15 protein-coding genes are annotated in these 16,694 nt (G+C 42.4%); 5 read left to right on the top strand and 10 right to left on the bottom strand.

All coding sequences use genetic code 11. The annotated features are described in order from the left end of the window. Positions 1-12: 12 nt before the first annotated feature. From FHG64_RS11560 to FHG64_RS11570, 3 genes are all read right to left on the bottom strand, one after another. Positions 13-1,347 (bottom strand): hypothetical protein, encoded by a 1,335-nt coding sequence (locus FHG64_RS11560; RefSeq protein WP_139066547.1) that lies wholly within the window; start codon positions 1,345-1,347, stop codon positions 13-15. Then, on the bottom strand, positions 1,344-1,886 hold the full coding sequence (locus FHG64_RS11565) for an RNA polymerase sigma factor (protein WP_139066548.1): 543 nt from the start codon (positions 1,884-1,886) through the stop codon (positions 1,344-1,346). Before FHG64_RS11565 ends, FHG64_RS11560 begins: the two co-directional genes overlap by 4 nt. A 62-nt stretch (positions 1,887-1,948) precedes the next feature. Continuing rightward, a complete protein-coding gene (locus FHG64_RS11570) occupies positions 1,949-2,404 on the bottom strand; it encodes a membrane lipoprotein lipid attachment site-containing protein (protein WP_139066549.1) in 456 nt (151 codons plus the stop codon). Positions 2,405-2,640: 236 nt separating this feature from the next. Here FHG64_RS11570 and FHG64_RS11575 point away from each other — a divergent pair, with 236 nt between their 5' ends. Beyond that, positions 2,641-3,126, top strand: coding sequence for a DUF4168 domain-containing protein (locus FHG64_RS11575; RefSeq protein ID WP_139066550.1), 486 nt, complete (start codon positions 2,641-2,643; stop codon positions 3,124-3,126). Between the two features lie 74 nt (positions 3,127-3,200). Here FHG64_RS11575 and FHG64_RS11580 read toward each other — a convergent pair whose 3' ends face one another. Continuing rightward, positions 3,201-5,348 (bottom strand): cation:proton antiporter, encoded by a 2,148-nt coding sequence (locus FHG64_RS11580; protein ID WP_139066551.1) that lies wholly within the window; start codon positions 5,346-5,348, stop codon positions 3,201-3,203. Between the two features lie 127 nt (positions 5,349-5,475). Here FHG64_RS11580 and FHG64_RS11585 point away from each other — a divergent pair, with 127 nt between their 5' ends. Then, positions 5,476-6,030 (top strand): cupin domain-containing protein, encoded by a 555-nt coding sequence (locus FHG64_RS11585; RefSeq protein WP_218937514.1) that lies wholly within the window; start codon positions 5,476-5,478, stop codon positions 6,028-6,030. 78 nt (positions 6,031-6,108) lie between these two features. On the opposite strand, the gene FHG64_RS11590 is transcribed toward FHG64_RS11585, so the two are convergent. The 4 genes from FHG64_RS11590 to FHG64_RS11605 all read right to left on the bottom strand — a co-directional run bounded on the left by FHG64_RS11590 (position 6,109) and on the right by FHG64_RS11605 (position 9,632). Beyond that, the gene (locus tag FHG64_RS11590; RefSeq protein ID WP_139066552.1) at positions 6,109-6,360 is read right to left on the bottom strand and encodes a hypothetical protein; all 252 of its coding nucleotides are present in this window, start codon (positions 6,358-6,360) and stop codon (positions 6,109-6,111) included. Between the two features lie 253 nt (positions 6,361-6,613). Further along, entirely contained in the window at positions 6,614-7,516 is a 903-nt protein-coding gene (locus FHG64_RS11595; protein WP_139066553.1) for a YihY/virulence factor BrkB family protein, read from the bottom strand. Between the two features lie 105 nt (positions 7,517-7,621). After that, complete coding sequence (locus tag FHG64_RS11600) at positions 7,622-8,197, bottom strand: PAS domain-containing protein (RefSeq protein ID WP_139066554.1); 576 nt, start codon at positions 8,195-8,197, stop codon at positions 7,622-7,624. 172 nt (positions 8,198-8,369) lie between these two features. Continuing rightward, positions 8,370-9,632, bottom strand: a complete 1,263-nt coding sequence (locus FHG64_RS11605; RefSeq protein WP_139066555.1) for a cation:proton antiporter — start codon at positions 9,630-9,632, stop codon at positions 8,370-8,372. A gap of 195 nt (positions 9,633-9,827) precedes the next feature. On the opposite strand from FHG64_RS11605, the gene FHG64_RS11610 reads away from it, so the two are divergent. From FHG64_RS11610 to FHG64_RS11620, 3 genes are read left to right on the top strand one after another with little or no spacing between them, the layout of a single operon-like run. After that, a complete protein-coding gene (locus FHG64_RS11610) occupies positions 9,828-10,409 on the top strand; it encodes an outer membrane protein (RefSeq protein ID WP_139066556.1) in 582 nt (193 codons plus the stop codon). Positions 10,410-10,433: 24 nt separating this feature from the next. Next, positions 10,434-11,324: a hypothetical protein gene (locus FHG64_RS11615; RefSeq protein WP_139066557.1), complete on the top strand. Its 891-nt coding sequence runs from the start codon at positions 10,434-10,436 to the stop codon at positions 11,322-11,324. Then, a complete protein-coding gene (locus FHG64_RS11620; protein ID WP_139066558.1) occupies positions 11,321-12,424 on the top strand; it encodes a DUF6544 family protein in 1,104 nt (367 codons plus the stop codon). The genes FHG64_RS11615 and FHG64_RS11620 overlap by 4 nt, the downstream gene beginning before the upstream one ends. Before the next feature lie 16 nt (positions 12,425-12,440). Here FHG64_RS11620 and FHG64_RS11625 read toward each other — a convergent pair whose 3' ends face one another. Both FHG64_RS11625 and recQ read right to left on the bottom strand, forming a co-directional pair. Beyond that, positions 12,441-13,382 (bottom strand): 1-phosphofructokinase family hexose kinase, encoded by a 942-nt coding sequence (locus FHG64_RS11625; protein WP_139066559.1) that lies wholly within the window; start codon positions 13,380-13,382, stop codon positions 12,441-12,443. Positions 13,383-14,334: 952 nt separating this feature from the next. Further along, positions 14,335-16,515, bottom strand: a complete 2,181-nt coding sequence (gene recQ, locus FHG64_RS11630; protein WP_139066560.1) for a DNA helicase RecQ — start codon at positions 16,513-16,515, stop codon at positions 14,335-14,337. Positions 16,516-16,694: the final 179 nt, after the last annotated feature.

Here is a 16,694-nt window from a genome sequence, read left to right on the forward strand (position 1 = left end):
AGGAAACAGGTGTTAAAATTTAAAGCTTAGACCGGAATAAACCCCAAAAATATAAGGGCTAAGGCCGGCACTGTTATTATAGGTGTTGAGTTGATATTTAAAAATTGGTTCCAGGTTGAGCTGAAATTGCTGTGATATGTTATAATTGACCCCTAAACCAATATTTGTACTAAAACTCACATTGTTAAGGTTATTCGCCTGCCCAAGCTCTGTAGTTGCCATTGGGGAGGTGTGGGAGATCATATTCTCATCCAGGAAGAAAGTACTGGCGCCACCAATTAGATTGATCCCAATTTTACTTTCCAGGAGTGCAAACTCCATCTCCAAAGGAACTTCAATGAAACCAAGGCTCTGGTTAAGGTATCCGCTGCTGGCATCAGATCTTACGATCATAGTGGAAGCTGTGCTATAATTAATATCTGGGTTTGTAAGTGCCTGGCTTTGGGCTGCCGCCATATATCCTACACCATTGGTGTTGTGGCTAAGGTTTACTTTACTTACCCCCGTGCGTACCTTTACACGGGGTGTCACCTGGTAGGCCACATTAACTCCATAGGCCATAGTTAATTCCCCGGCAGAACTGTTGGAGCCAAATTGGGCATCCAGGGCATTGCCTTTACCCAGGTTGTCAAAATACACGGCTGCAGCGGTAGGTCTCACACTAAAGCGCTTTGACATTCCTGTTGCTTCTGCTATTTCTTCCATTTCTTCCTTACCGGGCAAACTGGCAATTTCTATCTCCCCGGCTCCCTTATTTTCCTTGTTTTCTTTTTTTTCTTCGGAAATAGCCGTTATGGCAGAATCTGCTTCTAAAATTGACTTATCTGTCCCTGCAGGAGTTATTATTAATGGATTTGCTTTTAAGTAATTCGGAAATGAATAGGTTAATTCTGTTGTTCCCGGTTCTGTAGATTCTTCAAATATAGTTTCGTTAAAAATGCCGGCAAAATAGCTTCCTATGTTATGTACTGCCTCTCCCGAAGGGGAAGCGGTATTGTTAACTGCCAGGCCGGTATTCATTTTCAAGGCCTCAAGAATAATTGAAGACCTAAGCATGGATTCCCTAAAAGTAGGAGAAACAGTCCTTAGTTCTGGTCTATTTGGCTGATGATCAAAACCTACCAATTTCACATCTGGATTGGTGGTGTTGCCGGTAAATGCCTGGTACAGGGTGAACAGCAGGGCAAGTGCTGCCGCAGTACCTGCAACTTCGTACCAGAAAGGAAGGATCCTCCTTCTCTTCTTTTGTGGCAAAGCTGCAAGAATGTTCTCCCATGACTCTTGCGGGGGAGTTGTTTCTACATCCCTGAACCTCTCGCGGTAAATGTCGTCTATCTTCTTTTTCATAATCCTTTTACCGATTTTCTTTGCTGGTGTGCCTCGATTTGTTCTTTTAATTTTAATCTTGCACGGGCCAGATTTGATTTGGAGGTGCCCTCTGTTATATTAAGCAGTTTGGCTATTTCCTTATGTGTAAATCCGTCCATTGAATAAAGGTTAAAGACCAGCCTGTAACGCTCCGGCAGCTCCCTTATGATCTGCATAAGAAAATCTGAGGAAACGATCTCATCATCTATTTCTACTTCCGGGTCCTCCAGTTGTTCCTCATAAATGGTGAGGTGAAAATCCTTTTTTTCATACTTCTTGATCGCCGTATTGATTATTATACGGGTCATCCATCCTTCAAAAGTTCCCCTCCCGTTAAATTGATCAATGTTCTGGAATATTTTGATGAAGCCATCCTGCAGGGTATCCCTCGCCTGCTCATAGTCTGTCGAATATTTTAGGCATAGGGTAAAGAACTTCCCGGCGTAGGTGTTGTAAAGTTCCTCCTGCGCCTTCCTGTCCTGTTTTTTACATTGAGCTATGAGCTTTTTTAAACCCACAGGATGTCTCTTTTTTTCATATTCCTTTACGCTATTTTAGCAGGTCTTAATTACCAAGGGGATTAATCTGCATTTGGAAATCCGGATTCCTCTACAGGTACTTCCACAACAGTGTATTGGTTCTCCATATTATCATCTACCCCGCTCCAAAGATAAAACGTATATGGCTCATCCTCATCGATTAAAATAGAAAAGGATGCTTCTTTTTCCAGGTCATTACTTTCCCTGTTGCACTCTGTTTGATTGGCGTCATAGCTTCCAATCCCCACTACATAAATATCCCTTCTTTGGGCTCCGCTGTCATTTCCTCTTTTTACCTCAAGTCCGGCAGCGGTATGGCAGGCAGAAGGTAGCAGGTAGGTGATGTCTACCTTATAAGTTTTTCCTTTTTCAAAGAATTCCGGGAGGTTTTCACCGGTTACCTCGGCAAATTGATAGGCAATACGAGGGCCATCATCATCGATACTGCAGCTTGACAAGGTTAAAATGGCAACGAATAATAAAGCAAATTTTTTCATAGGTGTTAAAAATGAATTGTTCTTTTCTTATATGACCGGCATGTGAGGAAATGGTTGCGTATACTGTGGAAGAATTTTCAGGAAAATGTGTTTATTCCCCAGGTTAGTGAATTATGGTAATGAAATATTAAGCTGGAATCACCCAAATGACGGGGACTTCCCGAACTTTAAAATGCTTCTTTCTCTTTGGCAAAGTTCTTGAACTCCTGTATGACTAATAACAAAAAAACTTGAATATGTTTAACTCAAAAAAAATTGCTGCTTTCTTTTTATTCTTTACAATAATAGGTAGCTCCGCAATATTTGCCCAAACCCAGCAACAACTGCCACAACAGCAGCAACAACCTGAAAAGGTTGAAGTAAGCCAAGCTGAACTTGAAAAGTTTGCCAATGCGTTCCAGGCAATTACTGCTATAGGACAACAGGCCCAGCAGGAAATGGCAGGTGTGGTTGAGGAAAAAGGTATGGCCATCCAGAGATTTAATGAAGTACACCAGGCTACTCTTGACCCACAGGCTGAAGTAACTGTTACTGCTGAAGAAAAAGAACAGCACAAGGAGATCATTACTGCGCTTGAGTCTATGCAGGTGGAATTCCAGGGAGAAATGACCAAAGTTATTACTGAAGTTGGTCTAACTCCTGAAAGATATGAGCAAATCGCTATGGGACTTCAATACGATGAAGAATTGCAAACCAGGTTAAGAGCCGTTTTACAAAGCTAATTACTACCCCCGGAAATTAAAAAGGTGACCTCGCGTCACCTTTTTTTGTTTTAGGTATTGCCGATGTCTGGCTCTTATTTTTTTCTGAATAAACTTCCAATTGTTTTCCCAATTTCATCCAGCCTCTCAATGGGTTCCATAAGCGATGGGTTGGTAAGATCTATTCCCCTTGGGTCGGCAACCCCTGCCTGGATGGGGAATACCAGTATAAAGCTGTTCCTCTGGAAATAGTTGTTGAGGTAGTCTGGGATATTGGCCATGTTCTTTTGATAGGAAAGCTTGTCCTTCCTGCTCATAATAATAAAGAGGTTATCATCTTTATCAATTTCCCTTGATAAGATTAAAAAGTCATTCCATTGACTAAATTCCCTGAATTCACATTCAATAGGATGCTTTTCCTGTACTTTCTTTATATAATCCAGGGTTTCGGCTGTAGCATAAAACACCAGTTTAGCCCCTGTATTTCGTGCGAGGTTCCATAATTTGACCAGCCAGAAAGGAAATCCTGTTTCTTTTTCGGCTTTTGCAGGGACAACTACCAGTTGTCTTTTGATCGTGGCAATGGGCTGTGCCGCCTTATAGATCAAGGTGGTGGTGTTACATTTTGTGAGTAAGCCTTCCGTAAGATCTCCCAGGAAGGAGTCTGAGATGCCAGACTGTTGATGCAAGCCCAGGATTAGATCTGTTATTCCCTTTTCTCTTACCACACTGGTGATCCCGTTCACTATATCAATATCATACCGCAGGAGTTCGTGAATGAAATTATCTGTGGCAGAAGCAGTCACCGAAGCCTGATTGAGTAATTTCCCGGCTTTTTTAACGGCAGGCTCATCCACAGTCGCATTATTTATGATCGTAAGAGCATACAGGCCCTCCACATTGCGTTTGGATTTCAATATTAGCCCCAGATTGATAAGTTCATCTGTGGTTTCGCTATTGCTAATTGGAATAAGGATCCTTTCCCGGGTTTCAGCGTCGCCCGGCTCGGTAGAGGAAGCATCTGCCAGGGATTGTTTTTTGGCCGCCTTTTGTGCCACAAAGGAGGAAATGGTACAGGTTATAAGGATCATTAGGATAGTGCCGTTCAGGACACTTTCATTTAACAAACGTACGGGTTCTCCATCTACAGTCTCACCTAAGATAATATTGTAACCTACCAATACAGCCGCCAGGGTGGCGGCGGCCTGTGCGTTGCTCAATCCAAAGATGAGTGCGCGTTCTGTAGACGTAAAATTATAGGTTTTTTGGGTTAACCAGGCAGCAAGATATTTGGCAGAGGTTGCAATGATTGTCATTATAGCCGCAACCTTCAGGGTTTCCAGGTCCTGAAAAAACACCCTGTAATCTATAAGCATTCCTACCCCTATAAGAAAAAATGGGATAAAGATCGCGTTTCCTACAAATTCTATCCTGTTCATTAAAGGCGAGGTGTGGGGTATCAACCTGTTCATTGCAAGGCCTGCAAGAAAAGCTCCAATGATGGCTTCTATTCCTGCCAGCTCTGCCAGCACAGCTCCTGAGAATACCATCACCAGTACAAATATGTACTGGGAAACATTATCCTCAAATCTTTTGAAGAACCATCTACCTATGATTGGAAAGAGAAACATTACTATAAGTCCAAAAATGATAAGGGAGATGGTGAGCCTCACCCAAAATTCTGTATTCACTTCCCCTGTGGTCATCCCAACGATCACGGCAAGAACAAGTAATGCCAGTGTATCGGTGATCATGGTGCCTCCAACAGTAATGTTAACGGCCCTGTTCTTCGCTACTCCCATTTTACTCACCAGTGGATATGCGATAAGGGTATGGGACGCAAACATACTGGCAAGCAGCACCGAGGTATAGATCGAAAAGTTAAGGATATAGAGTCCCCCCAGGATTCCCAGAGTCATGGGGATCAAAAAGGTGAACATGCCAAAGACTATACTCTTTTTGGAATTCTTTTTAAAATCGGCCATATCTATCTCAAGGCCTGCCAGGAACATAATGTAAAGCAAACCTGCTGTTCCTGAAAGTATGATACTGCTGTCCCGCTCCATAAGGTAAAACCCATGAGGTCCCACAATGGCACCTGCGATGATCATTCCCAATAAAGGCGGGATCTTTATCCTGTTCAGAAGCAAAGGGGCAATGAGGATGATCACCAAAATGAGGAGAAATTTCAGCACCGGATTGGCTAGAGGCAAACTGGCATCAAATGCGCTTAAAAATATCATAATCAGAAATTTTAAAGTCGGAAATTTGAGGCCTCCGTAGCTGCAAATAACGAAAAAATTTTCAGTATATTTTTCTTGACTTAACTATCGCATCAATAGATAAATATGAGTGCCTGAAATAAAGATTATGAAAATTCCCTGGATACAATTAAAAGCAGTTCCCTTATTTATAACAATGTTGATCTTTCTTACCGGTTGTAAGGATGGAACCACCCTAACGGGGGGAGATAGAGATGCCACAGAGAAAAAAGAAAAAGAGGCGGAGGCGCCGGAAGAAGAAGGAGGAGAACCCATAGTGCTAAATATTGAGGAAGCGACAATATCGAATCCTCACTACAGGATTGAACAATGGACAGGCAAACAAATGCAAATGGTCTTAATGGCGGTAAAACCGGGAGAGGAAATAGATCTCGAAGTTCATGAAGGTCACGACCAGTTCATCAGGATCGAGCAGGGAGAGGCTCGTGTACTAATGGGAAAAACTGAAGATGATCTTTCCTTTGATGAAACGGTCACAGATGACTGGGCAATATTCATTCCCGCGGGGTATTATCATAATGTAAAAAATACAGGCAGCGAGGACCTAAAGGTCTATACTATATATGCACCAAAGGAACACGAGAAAGGAGCGCTTCAACGTACGTATGAAGCAGCAAGGGAAACGCATGAAAAAGGACGTTGAGCTTATCTCAAGTAACACAATTGATAAAAAAAAAGGGAAGCAATTTTTAGAATGCTTCCCTTTTTATAGATAGTGCTGTTATACCACTATTTTTTTATCTCCCGGGATACCGGGATTATTATTCTCGATATCATCTATATGAGTAATATCAGCTTTTTTTCTTTTATTCTTATTTATAAGGCTGTAAGCAAGATAACCCGCACCGGCAACTGCACCCACACCAAGACCTATAAGTCCTGTACGTTTATTTAAAACGGCCTTACCGGCTTTTAATGCAACCTTTCCTTTTAAATACTTCTTTCCTAAATTGATTATTGAACTCGTATCCATAATATAGTTTTTTAGTTGAATGTTAGAAAAATACTCCAACCAGGGCCCTGCTGATATTTACCACCACTTCCTGGCAGCTGCAGCATGCTTACGGTAATTTTTTTTTTAAAATTTCCTTCCCTTTTCCACGTCGAGGTATTAAGAAATCGGGGCTTTCCCAATTTAAACTTCAATACAATATCGAGGTTTTATAAGTGCCCTAACGTTAAGGAGTTTTGAAATAACACAGTTTTAACGTCTTTCTAAGAGGCTTTTATCCCTGGCGGTTGAGCCGGTTTTCGGAATAGACTTCTGTGGCAGAATTTACTTCGGCCCCCAGGAGGATGATGAAACTGGTGAGGAAAAGCCACAATAATAATATCACTACTGCTGAGATGGACCCATACATCTCCCCATAATTTCCGAAGTTACTTACGTAAAAAGAGAAGCCCAGGGAGGCTATAAGCCATAAGACCGTAGCCAAAGAAGCTCCCACCAGCACCCACTTGAATTTAGGGGTGCGCCTGTCTGGTGCATACCTGTAAATGAGACTTATTACAAGAATTACAATACCAGCCAGGAGAGGCCACCTCAACCAGCTAACCAGGCCTTCAATATTTGCGGGTAAGCCAAATGTATTTACTATAGCAGGAAAGATCACGATCAAAGCTAAACTTAAAAGCAAAGTGATTATAGCGCCTAAAGTAAATAAGAGAGTAATTGCATTTTGCTTGATAAATCCCCGGTTGTTTTTAGTTTCATAAGCTATATCAATTCCTTTAAAAAGAGATTTTGTGCCTGCATTGGCACTCCATAAACTTATAAGTATACCAAGTGCCGTTCCCCAGCCCAGTGCACTGCCAGAGGTGGAGATCAAATTCTCAACCCGGTCCTTAATTATGGAAAATGCCTCCTCTGGCATCATGCCCGAGAGTTGGGATATTTGCCTTTCAGCCTGCTCTGGATCTACAGCCAGCCCGTAAATACTCAATAGTGCCATCAAGGCCGGGAAGATGGCCAAAAATGCATAAAAAGCCACACCTGCTGCAACGATCGTTAGATTATCTTCTTCTATGCGGTCTTTTACCCTTATTAAAATTTGTTTCCAGCCGGAGGTTTTGATTTTCTTGGGTGATTTTAACACCTTCGTTTTTTTCATTTTTCTCTCTGCCTTCATTTCAAAGCTTTTTAATCGGTTTTGGTTTTATTAGTTGTGGGGGTTGATAGTTTACGTTTAAGGGGATATTCCTAAAGATGCGAAAGGAAAATTAAAGTATAAGCCTTAAGCCACTTCCTTTTCTATAGCAAGGAAATGGGAGATATTTCTGTTTGCATCTGTCAAAGGAATTATTGTGATCTCACATTTATATTGTTCTTTGGTTTTCCTATAATTTACAACAATTTCTGTAAACACTTCTTTATCCAGTAATTTCTGGCGTATCCTATTTCGGTTTTCTTCTTTTGTATCCTTGCCCTGCAGGAATCTGGGTGTTTTTCCAAGTGCAAAACCTGCCGTATAGCCGGTCATTTTTGAGAACCCTTTGTTCACCCATTGGATTTTTTGGGCGAGATTGGTTAAAACAAGGGCATCATAGGAGGTGTTTAGAATAATACCGGGATCGATTTGATTGTTGAAACCGGGGGCAAAATCCAGGATGTCCTGCAGGTCCTTTTTCCTCCTCCCCAGTTCCACCTCAGCCTGAAAGCTTGCAGCATAAAGGTCTAACCCCAATAGTGGAGAAGCGTGGTTTAAGGGTTGTATGCGTAATTTGAGGTTCTCATATTCCGTATGGGATCTGGCCTCAAGGTAAAGATCAAGGCACATCATGTTGCTAAGGTTATCTTTAAAATCACTCATAGATCCTGTTCTAATTAATTAATAAAAAAATGGAAAAGCCTCTAACCTCCTTTTGAAAGATGCCTTTGGAATCAAACATTTCCTGTTTCTTGTATAAATATAGCAGCTACAGGTGAGGATTTTTAAAATTTAATATGTTTTATGATTTGTGGGACTGAGGAAGCAACCAGGATTACCCCTTCTTTTCCGGGGGATTAGGATATTCTTTTCTTTTGGCGAAATAATCTATGATGGAGGGCGCGGTGAGCCCATGTATAACAATGGAAATGAGGATCACATAAGCTGTAATGCCGTATAGCTCATTTTTATTTTCAAAATTATCATATTGCATAAATGCCCAGGCCAGGTAAAAAACCGAGCCTATTCCCCGTATTCCCAAAAAGCCCACCGCGAGTTTCGATCTTTTGGGATCGTTAACCCCTATCAGGGAAATATAACCGGCCAAAGGCCTTATGATAAGAATAAACCCAAAAGCGAACAAAATACCTTTCCAGTTTGTAAGAGTGAGGATACCGTTAAGTAAGGAACCACCGAATAGAATGATCCAAACCGTGAGCAGGAGCCTCTCAATTTCGTGAATGAAATCGTGCATCTTCTTTTTGTAGTCCCCGCTTATTTTCTCATAGTATCTCAGGGTTAATCCCACAAAGAAAACTGCTAAAAATCCGTATCCATGTAGTAATTCTGTTAAACCATAACTCATAAAAGTAAGGGAGAGGGATACAAAGCCATCAAATGTTTTGACTCCGGTCACAATGTGCAGCCTGTCGAGTAAGTAACCAATAATTCTTCCAATAATTATTCCCAGGATAATTCCAATAACTACTTTAAGCAATAGCTTATCCCAAAACCAGTCAGAAAAATTAAGGGCTGCCCAACCTCCCGCTTGTGCTACCATGACTGCCAGGTAGGTAAAGGGAAATGCCATCCCATCATTCAAACCAGCCTCTGTTGTAAGGGTGAAGCGCCTTTTATCCTCCGGCTCCTTTTCCCGGGTGGGTTCATCAAGTTGGACTTCTGCTGCCAGCACCGGGTCTGTAGGTGCCAGAATAGCAGCCAAAAGGAGGGAGGATGGAACGCTTAGAGCCAGGAAATATACTCCAAGAAAATATGCAGCAGCCATTGTAATTGGCATAGCGATAAACACTAACAATAATGGTCTTTTCCAGGCGCTAAAGGAAAAAACACTTCCTATTTTAAGGCCTGCGCCCATTAAAGCTATGATTACAATTGCTTCAGAAAAATACATTAGCCCCTGGTCATTCCACAAGGGATCGGGCCATTGTAAGGGGGTGCCAATATAAAAAAGTAGAAAACCTATGAATAAAAGGATGATGGGGAAGCTTACTTTGATCCTTTTTGAAATAGATGGAAGCCATGCCATCACAAGGGTTGCAAATCCAATCGCTGCTAATACCAGGTAGTGGTCTTCCATAGAATGTTAAAATTAGTATGAGGGTTTGTATTATGAAAAGTTCAAACATTGTAAAACCTTTAAGAGGCAAGATGCTTGACCCGGGCAAGTTTACTATTTTGTGTATCTTTAAAAGAAGGAAGATTTTAGTAGCTGATATTAATCATATCTTGCTGAAAAAGAGAGTTATAACTTTGCGTATATAAAACACCAACAATGAAAGAGTTAAAGTTTTTATTGGCTGGCATAATCATTCTGGTTTTTACCAATGCAGGCCTTGCCCAGGAGAGATGGACAGCAGAATTCAGGCCCGGAGTAAATTTTCCTATAGATAAAGTGGCAGGGATTGAAGTGAAAACCGGTTTTGGTTTTGAAGCTGCTTTATCCTATGAAATCATCCCACACCTGGAAGCTTACGCGGGCTGGAGCTGGAATAAGTTTGGAGGAGATAGTGGATTTGGGCCTTCCAATCTTGATGTGGAAGAAACGGGCTATACTTTTGGCTTTCAATTCATACATCCTATTGCTAACTCATCCCTCTCCTATTCTTTGAGAGGTGGGGCCGTATATAATCATCTGGAGTTTGAGGATCAGGGAGGCAATACGATAGTGGACTCCGGTCACGGCTTTGGCTGGCAGGTAGGAGGAGGCCTGGATTGGGAAATAGGAAATAATTTTCACCTGCGTCCCGGGATTCGCTACAGGTCTCTTACAAGACAACTTGAAATGGAAATAGGAAATCTTGAAGCCAAACTCAATTACCTTTCATTTGGTTTGGGTCTGGCCAAACGTTTTTAATTTAATCCTCCTAAAATTAATGCAATGAGGACGCCGGGGATCATTTTTATACTTTCCCTTTTAATCATTCTTGCCGCAATAGGCAATGCTATTCCTGCAATTTTAAATGCCTTTCCTCCACAACCCTGGAGTTTTCAAAATATATATGGAGATGCCATTGAGATATATGGAAGTGGCACCTATAGGAATGACAGTGTTTTTTCTGCCCTGGGATTTCTTTCTCAGGATATAATAATGTTGTTTCTGGTTATTCCGTTATTGATCCTGTGTATGGTTTTATATCTAAAGCGAAAGGAAAAAGCTGCCGGCCCGGGTTTGATGGCTTTGATAGGATTTATTCTGTATGCTTATAGTTCACTTTCACTTTCAGCTTATTATAACCACTACTTCCTCCTTTATATTCTGGCCTTTTCGGCTTCTTTTTATACTCTTATTTTGCTTTTCGGTGAAGTGCAGCTTTCGGTGGCAATCGTAAAAAAGTTACCTAATAAATTTCCGGGAATTTTTCTAATAGTCAGCGGTGTAATCACCCTGATTATTTGGGGGGTACCTCTTATTTTGGCAGTTTTTGATGGGCTGGTTCCGGGGCTTGTTTTTCATTATACCACTTTGGTCACCCATGCACTGGACCTGGCAATAATTGTTCCCGCTTCTATAGTGGGAGGAATTCTAATACTTAAAAGAAATGCTGTTGGCTATAAGATCGCTTTTCCCTTGTTGGGAATTATAATTTTTCTGCTACCGGTGATCCTTCTCTCCAGTTATTTACAATATAAGCAGGGAGTGATCTTTTCACCTGCGGAAGTAGCAGGGCCCATAACCGGATTTTTATTATTAGGTCTCCTGGGAATATGGATAATGATCAAAATCCTCCGAATTCTGAAGAAAAATGACCTAAAAAATCTATCCTCATGAAGATCCTTTTCAGTATTATACTCTTGCTTCACGGCCTTCTTCATTTTATAGGCTTTGCTAAGGCTTATAAGCTAGCTTCCCTTCCACAATTAGAGCTTTCTGTTTCTAGATCGTTGGGAACCCTGTGGCTCATTGCAGGAATTATTTTTTTACTGGCTTTGGTGCTTTTTATACTTGATAAAAAGTTCTGGCCTTTCTTTGCCCTGGCAGGGGTACTGATATCTCAAAGCTTAATAATTATTTCCTGGCAGGATACGAAATTTGGAACAATCCTGAATATTATTATCCTGCTGATGAGCATTCCTGCACTGGGAAATTTTCATTTTAAGGATATGCTGAAAAATGAAAAGGAAGCTTTCCGGCAGGAACTTAAGGAACCGGCTAAACAAGTAATCACGCATGAAAATTTAAAATCTCTTCCGCCGGCCGTGGGTAAATGGCTGGAAACCTCTGGAGTAGTAGGGAAACCTAAAATTTCCTATGGCTATTTGATACAGAGAGGGGAGATGCGGACCAGCCCCGATGGAAATTGGATGGCGTTTGAAGCAAAACAGCTGGTAAATTTAGAAAACCCTTACTTCATCTGGAATACTGAAGTTGAAATGGCACCCTTCATTACCCTGCATGGCAGGGATAAATTGATGAATGGGGAAGGAGAGATGTTAATAAAACTTCTTTCTCTGGTACCGGTGGTGGATGAAGGCCCCGGAGAAAAGATGAATACCGGTGCTATGCTACGATACCTTGGAGAGATATGCTGGTTTCCCTCCGCAGCTTTAAGTGAACACATCACCTGGGAAGAAACAGGCAGATACACGGCAATGGCAACTTTAAGAATTGGTGAAACAGAAGTTTCCGGAGAATTTACTTTTAATGGTGCCGGGGATATGGAGTCCTTTGAAGCGTTGAGGTATTATGGAGGAGGGGAAGAGGCCAAACAGGAGAAATGGTATATTAAAGCGGTGGCGTACCGGGAGTTTTCCGGGTACCGGATCCCCGCGAAATGTGCGGTTACCTGGAAGCTTCCGGAAGGCGACTTCAATTGGCTTAATCTCGAGATCACTTCCATTGAATACAATCAGCTGCCGGGGCAGGAATAAGGCGCAGGTTTAAAACCTAAGAGCCGTTCACTTCTACCTTTAGTTCCCTGAACAATTTTTCAGCATTCTCACGGGTAAGAAGTTCAGTTCCGGGAGATTTTATGGTTGCGCTACCGCAGGCTATTCCAAATAACACTGCATCCTCAATGTCATTCCCTCTGGAGAGGCTGCACACCATGCCGGCCACCATACTGTCCCCTGCGCCTATGGAACTTATGAAATCCACCTTGGGAGCGGGAAATTCAACTATCTTGTTTTGTGTTGCCATGATAGCTCCATCGGGTCCTAGAGAAAGCACTATCACTTCCACATTATAATTATCGAGGACTTCCTGCAATAATTTCTTTTGCTCCTCCCGGTTTCCGGCTTCTTTTCCCGTTAGATCTGAAAGTTCATCTTTATTGGGTTTTATGAGATAGGCACCAACATTGAGGACCTCTCTTAGTGCTTCTCCGGAAGTATCAATGATAAATTTCAGGTTCTTCTCTGCAGCCACTTTGGCTACCTGTGTATAATAATCTTCCGGTGCCCCAGGTGGCAAACTTCCACTGGCAACAAGAAATTCAGAACCTTTAGAACCTCTTATCTTTTCCAGCAATTCCTCATATTCCTCCTCCTGCAGTTCCGCACCGGGAAATCCGAATCTGTAGAGATCTCCGCTGGAGGTTTCACTTACGGCAAAGTTCTGCCGCAGGTCATTTTTCACCTCCAGCGCATCCTGGTGGATGTCTTCCCCGTCCAGTAAGGAACCAAAAATCCCGCCGGTGTATCCGCCGCGGGTGTAGATGGTATGGGCATCTGTTCCCAGTCTCTTCAACACCCGGGAAACATTTACCCCGCCACCACCGGGATCTTTAGTGGAAGCTGCACAGCGTAATTTTTTTTCCGGTTCCAGCTTGTCTACCGTTGTATAAACATCCAATGCGGGATTAACGGTTAAGGTGATGATCTTGTCCATTCTGAATGAAATTTCTGTTCTTCCTTAAATGTAATCCTTCTCCTCTTAATGTCCATATTTAAGAGGTGGTTTGGAATTAATTTAACACCGTTGGAAAAAGATAAGCCACGAATGCACGAATGTTTTTCTAATGCTCCTGAAAACCCTGAACCTTAAAGGGGTATTAAACCCCTGAGGTTTCTTCGAAGACTCATTTGGGAAATAAACCTATGGGTGAAATTTTCCCCGCTCGTCCTTCCAATTAGATGAGATTTAATTAGAGAAGCTTGGTTTTAGCGGGAAATGCGTTTTTGTATTAGTAATATTGTCCCGTAGGGACATACTATTGGTAGAAAAAATTTGTAAAAGAAATCTTTGTGCCTTTAGGTATAAAATATATGAGTAACATTTATATGCCGTACCTAAAGGCATGGTGGGAATGTTGCATTATCGATTCTACCCATATTTAGTCCCTGACAGGACTGATTATTTTTCTCGGGTAAATCGATGGATGAGCGCAAGAAAACATCTCAGTGGGAGGTGAGGTGCGATGTAAACCTCTGTATAGACCTGCCAGGTTTCTTCTTTGCAAGTTTTATAGTTAAATAAGAGGACCGTACTCTCATTGAAGATCCAACCTGGTAGGTCTTCCTCGCTGTGAAAAGCTCTTCTCATTTGAAATGTTAAACCTCACAGATTTAGCAAACCTGTGAGGTTTCTTACGAAAACCAATTTAGAAAGAAATCTTTTGCGCGAATTTGTTCCTGCCTTTGAAGAAAAACCATTTATAATGCTCCTTCTCCGGGAGATTTTGAAGAAGACTACTCCTCTTGGCTTTCCTCAAATGATAAAGAGCAAACCTCCGCAAAATCCTGGAACCCCCTTCTCCGTCCCCAGTTCTCTATTTCCTCTTTCGCCAGACCCCATACTCCCCAGACCCCTTATCATAAAGACCTTTCACCACTTAATCTCCCTAAACCCTGCCCTGTCTCAAAGAAGGTATATCACTCATATTTTCTCGAAAATTAATTTGTCTTACTATAGTTTTGATAGATTTTGCATCTGAACCTTTCTCGAGCTTCTTAAGAAGATATAAACCTATCCTGATCTTCCAGTAGGGGATCTCGGCATTTAGATATTCAAACAAGGATTTTAAAGCTTCGCTACCTCCTACAGACTCGATAGCACTTTTTATTTTTTCAAACTCTTTTGGTGTGATCAGCCTTTCCGTATTGAAAATCTCACCCGCTTCCAAAACTTTCAGGAGATGCGAGCCAATTGTTTCTGCTTTTAAAAATCGTTGTTGGGCTATTTCGTCAACACTGGCTCCGGCCTTAAAAAGGTGCAGACTTTGCAGATGGGTAGGAATTTTTGGCTTATCGATTTGCTTAAAGTTATAAATCACTTTCAGGAAACGCAGTGCATATTTTTCCTGTTTTATCCTGCCCACACCGGAGATGTTTCCGAACTCTTCTTCTGAACCCGGCAGCCGTTCTTCCATATGTCTTAAGCTGGCATCACTGAAGATCATATATGCAGGTACACCCTCTTCAGCGGCTAAACGAGATCTCAGGCTTCTCAATTTTTCAAATAAGGATGCTGAGTTCCTTTCAGTAAACGTTTCCTTAGCCTCTTTTACAACCTGATCTATTAAAGCCAGCTTCACCTGTTCATCGCGGAACAACACCGCATTTGCCCTGGGAGTGAGCAGGAGCCTTCCGCCCTGGTGAAAACGTATTTCCAGTACTCCCTGGTTGATCAACTGTATCACGTACTGGTGCAGATCCCTCCAGGCGATATCCTTTATACTGCCGTAGGATTTTATCTTATTATATCCCTTTTCCAGTACCGCCGCATTTTGTGCGCCTCTTAATACATCCACCAGCATTCCCGGGGCTTCACGTTCCTTAAGCCTCATCACGGCTGAACAGATCTTCTGTGCCAGAATGGTGCCGTCAAAATACTTTGGCGGGGCATTGCATATATCACAATTGCCGCAATTGGAGGATACGTGTTCCCCGAAATAATTGAGCAGAGCTATGCGTCGGCAGCTTAATGCCTCGGCATACTGCTGCATCCTCTCCAGCTTTGCCAGCTGGAATTCTTCTGTGGCAGTTCCTTTGGCAAATTTTCGCAGCTGGATGATATCTGCATAACTGTAGAACAGCAGGGTATATGCGGGAAGTCCATCCCTGCCACCGCGGCCTATCTCCTGGTAATAGCCTTCAATGTTCTTTGGCAGATTATAATGTATCACCCAGCGCACGTTGCTTTTGTCTATTCCCATTCCAAAGGCAATGGTGGCCACTATAATTGGCACCCGATCATTCACAAAATCTTCCTGGATTCGGTTCCGGTCTTCCGGCGTCATCCCGGCGTGATAGGCTTTTGCTGTATGGCCATTTGCCAGCAGGGTGGCGGCGAGTTTTTCAGTCCCTTTCCTGCTCAAACAGTAGATGATCCCGCTTTCCTGCTGTTTCTTTTTCAGAAAATTCAGGATATGCTTTTGCCGATTATTGCCCGGCTTTACTTCCAGGTAGAGGTTTTTCCTGTCAAAGGAAGCGATGTGCCTGGACGCCTCGGGAATATTCAGCTGCTCCAGGATGTCGTCCTGCGTGGCCCTGTCGGCAGTGGCAGTGAGAGCCAAAATTGGGATTTCGGGAAATTTATTCCGTAACACCCGCAGCTTGGTATACGCCGGCCTGAAGTCATGGCCCCAGGAGGAGATACAATGGGCTTCATCTATGGCGATAAGGTTAATGTTGCTGTTTACCAGCCGCGATAATAAGAACGGAAGACTTTCCGGAGCAAGATAGAACAGGTCCAGCTTGCCCTCCCGCAACCTTGTGAGAACTTCTGTCTGTATTTGTGGCGGCTGACTGCTATTATAATACGCCGCCTTAATTCCGTTGACCAGCAGGGCGTCCACCTGATCTTTCATCAGGGCGATAAGCGGAGAAATAACAAGAGTAGTGCCCGGCAGTGCCAGTGCCGGTAGTTGGTAACAAAGGGATTTGCCTCCACCGGTGGGCATAATGGCCATGACATCCTTGCCGGCCAGGAGTTCCAGAATAATCTGTTTCTGGTTTGGCCGAAAGCTATCAAAGCCGAAATTCTCCTTTAAAAGTGATATAAGGTTGAGATTTGTACTCATGAAATTATTTTTTTAGGATTAATAAAAAGAGACAGCCGGGGATATCCTTGTTATCCATTTTCACCCTAAACCTGTAATAGTTTCGGAGATTTTAATGGTATAACAATTTGAGCAATCAGGGAGGATTATCCTGCAGCCTGTCCAAAAATGAAATAGGTGGTTTTGACCAAAGATTTGGG

It is taken from the genome of Antarcticibacterium flavum (assembly GCF_006159205.1).
GTDB lineage: Bacteria > Bacteroidota > Bacteroidia > Flavobacteriales > Flavobacteriaceae > Gillisia > Gillisia flava.

What these genes read in the sequence shown, in the direction of transcription:
- FHG64_RS11610 (WP_139066556.1), top strand. Translation starts at nt 9,828, where the DNA reads ATGAAAGAGTTAAAGTTTTTATTGGCTGGCATAATCATTCTGGTTTTT.
- FHG64_RS11605 (WP_139066555.1), bottom strand. Translation starts at nt 9,632, where the DNA reads ATGGAAGACCACTACCTGGTATTAGCAGCGATTGGATTTGCAACCCTT.
- FHG64_RS11560 (WP_139066547.1), bottom strand. Translation starts at nt 1,347, where the DNA reads ATGAAAAAGAAGATAGACGACATTTACCGCGAGAGGTTCAGGGATGTA.
- FHG64_RS11575 (WP_139066550.1), top strand. Translation starts at nt 2,641, where the DNA reads ATGTTTAACTCAAAAAAAATTGCTGCTTTCTTTTTATTCTTTACAATA.
- FHG64_RS11625 (WP_139066559.1), bottom strand. Translation starts at nt 13,382, where the DNA reads ATGGACAAGATCATCACCTTAACCGTTAATCCCGCATTGGATGTTTAT.
- FHG64_RS11570 (WP_139066549.1), bottom strand. Translation starts at nt 2,404, where the DNA reads ATGAAAAAATTTGCTTTATTATTCGTTGCCATTTTAACCTTGTCAAGC.
- FHG64_RS11595 (WP_139066553.1), bottom strand. Translation starts at nt 7,516, where the DNA reads ATGAAGGCAGAGAGAAAAATGAAAAAAACGAAGGTGTTAAAATCACCC.
- recQ (WP_139066560.1), bottom strand. Translation starts at nt 16,515, where the DNA reads ATGAGTACAAATCTCAACCTTATATCACTTTTAAAGGAGAATTTCGGC.
- FHG64_RS11615 (WP_139066557.1), top strand. Translation starts at nt 10,434, where the DNA reads ATGAGGACGCCGGGGATCATTTTTATACTTTCCCTTTTAATCATTCTT.
- FHG64_RS11585 (WP_218937514.1), top strand. Translation starts at nt 5,476, where the DNA reads ATGAAAATTCCCTGGATACAATTAAAAGCAGTTCCCTTATTTATAACA.
- FHG64_RS11600 (WP_139066554.1), bottom strand. Translation starts at nt 8,197, where the DNA reads ATGAGTGATTTTAAAGATAACCTTAGCAACATGATGTGCCTTGATCTT.
- FHG64_RS11620 (WP_139066558.1), top strand. Translation starts at nt 11,321, where the DNA reads ATGAAGATCCTTTTCAGTATTATACTCTTGCTTCACGGCCTTCTTCAT.
- FHG64_RS11590 (WP_139066552.1), bottom strand. Translation starts at nt 6,360, where the DNA reads ATGGATACGAGTTCAATAATCAATTTAGGAAAGAAGTATTTAAAAGGA.
- FHG64_RS11580 (WP_139066551.1), bottom strand. Translation starts at nt 5,348, where the DNA reads ATGATATTTTTAAGCGCATTTGATGCCAGTTTGCCTCTAGCCAATCCG.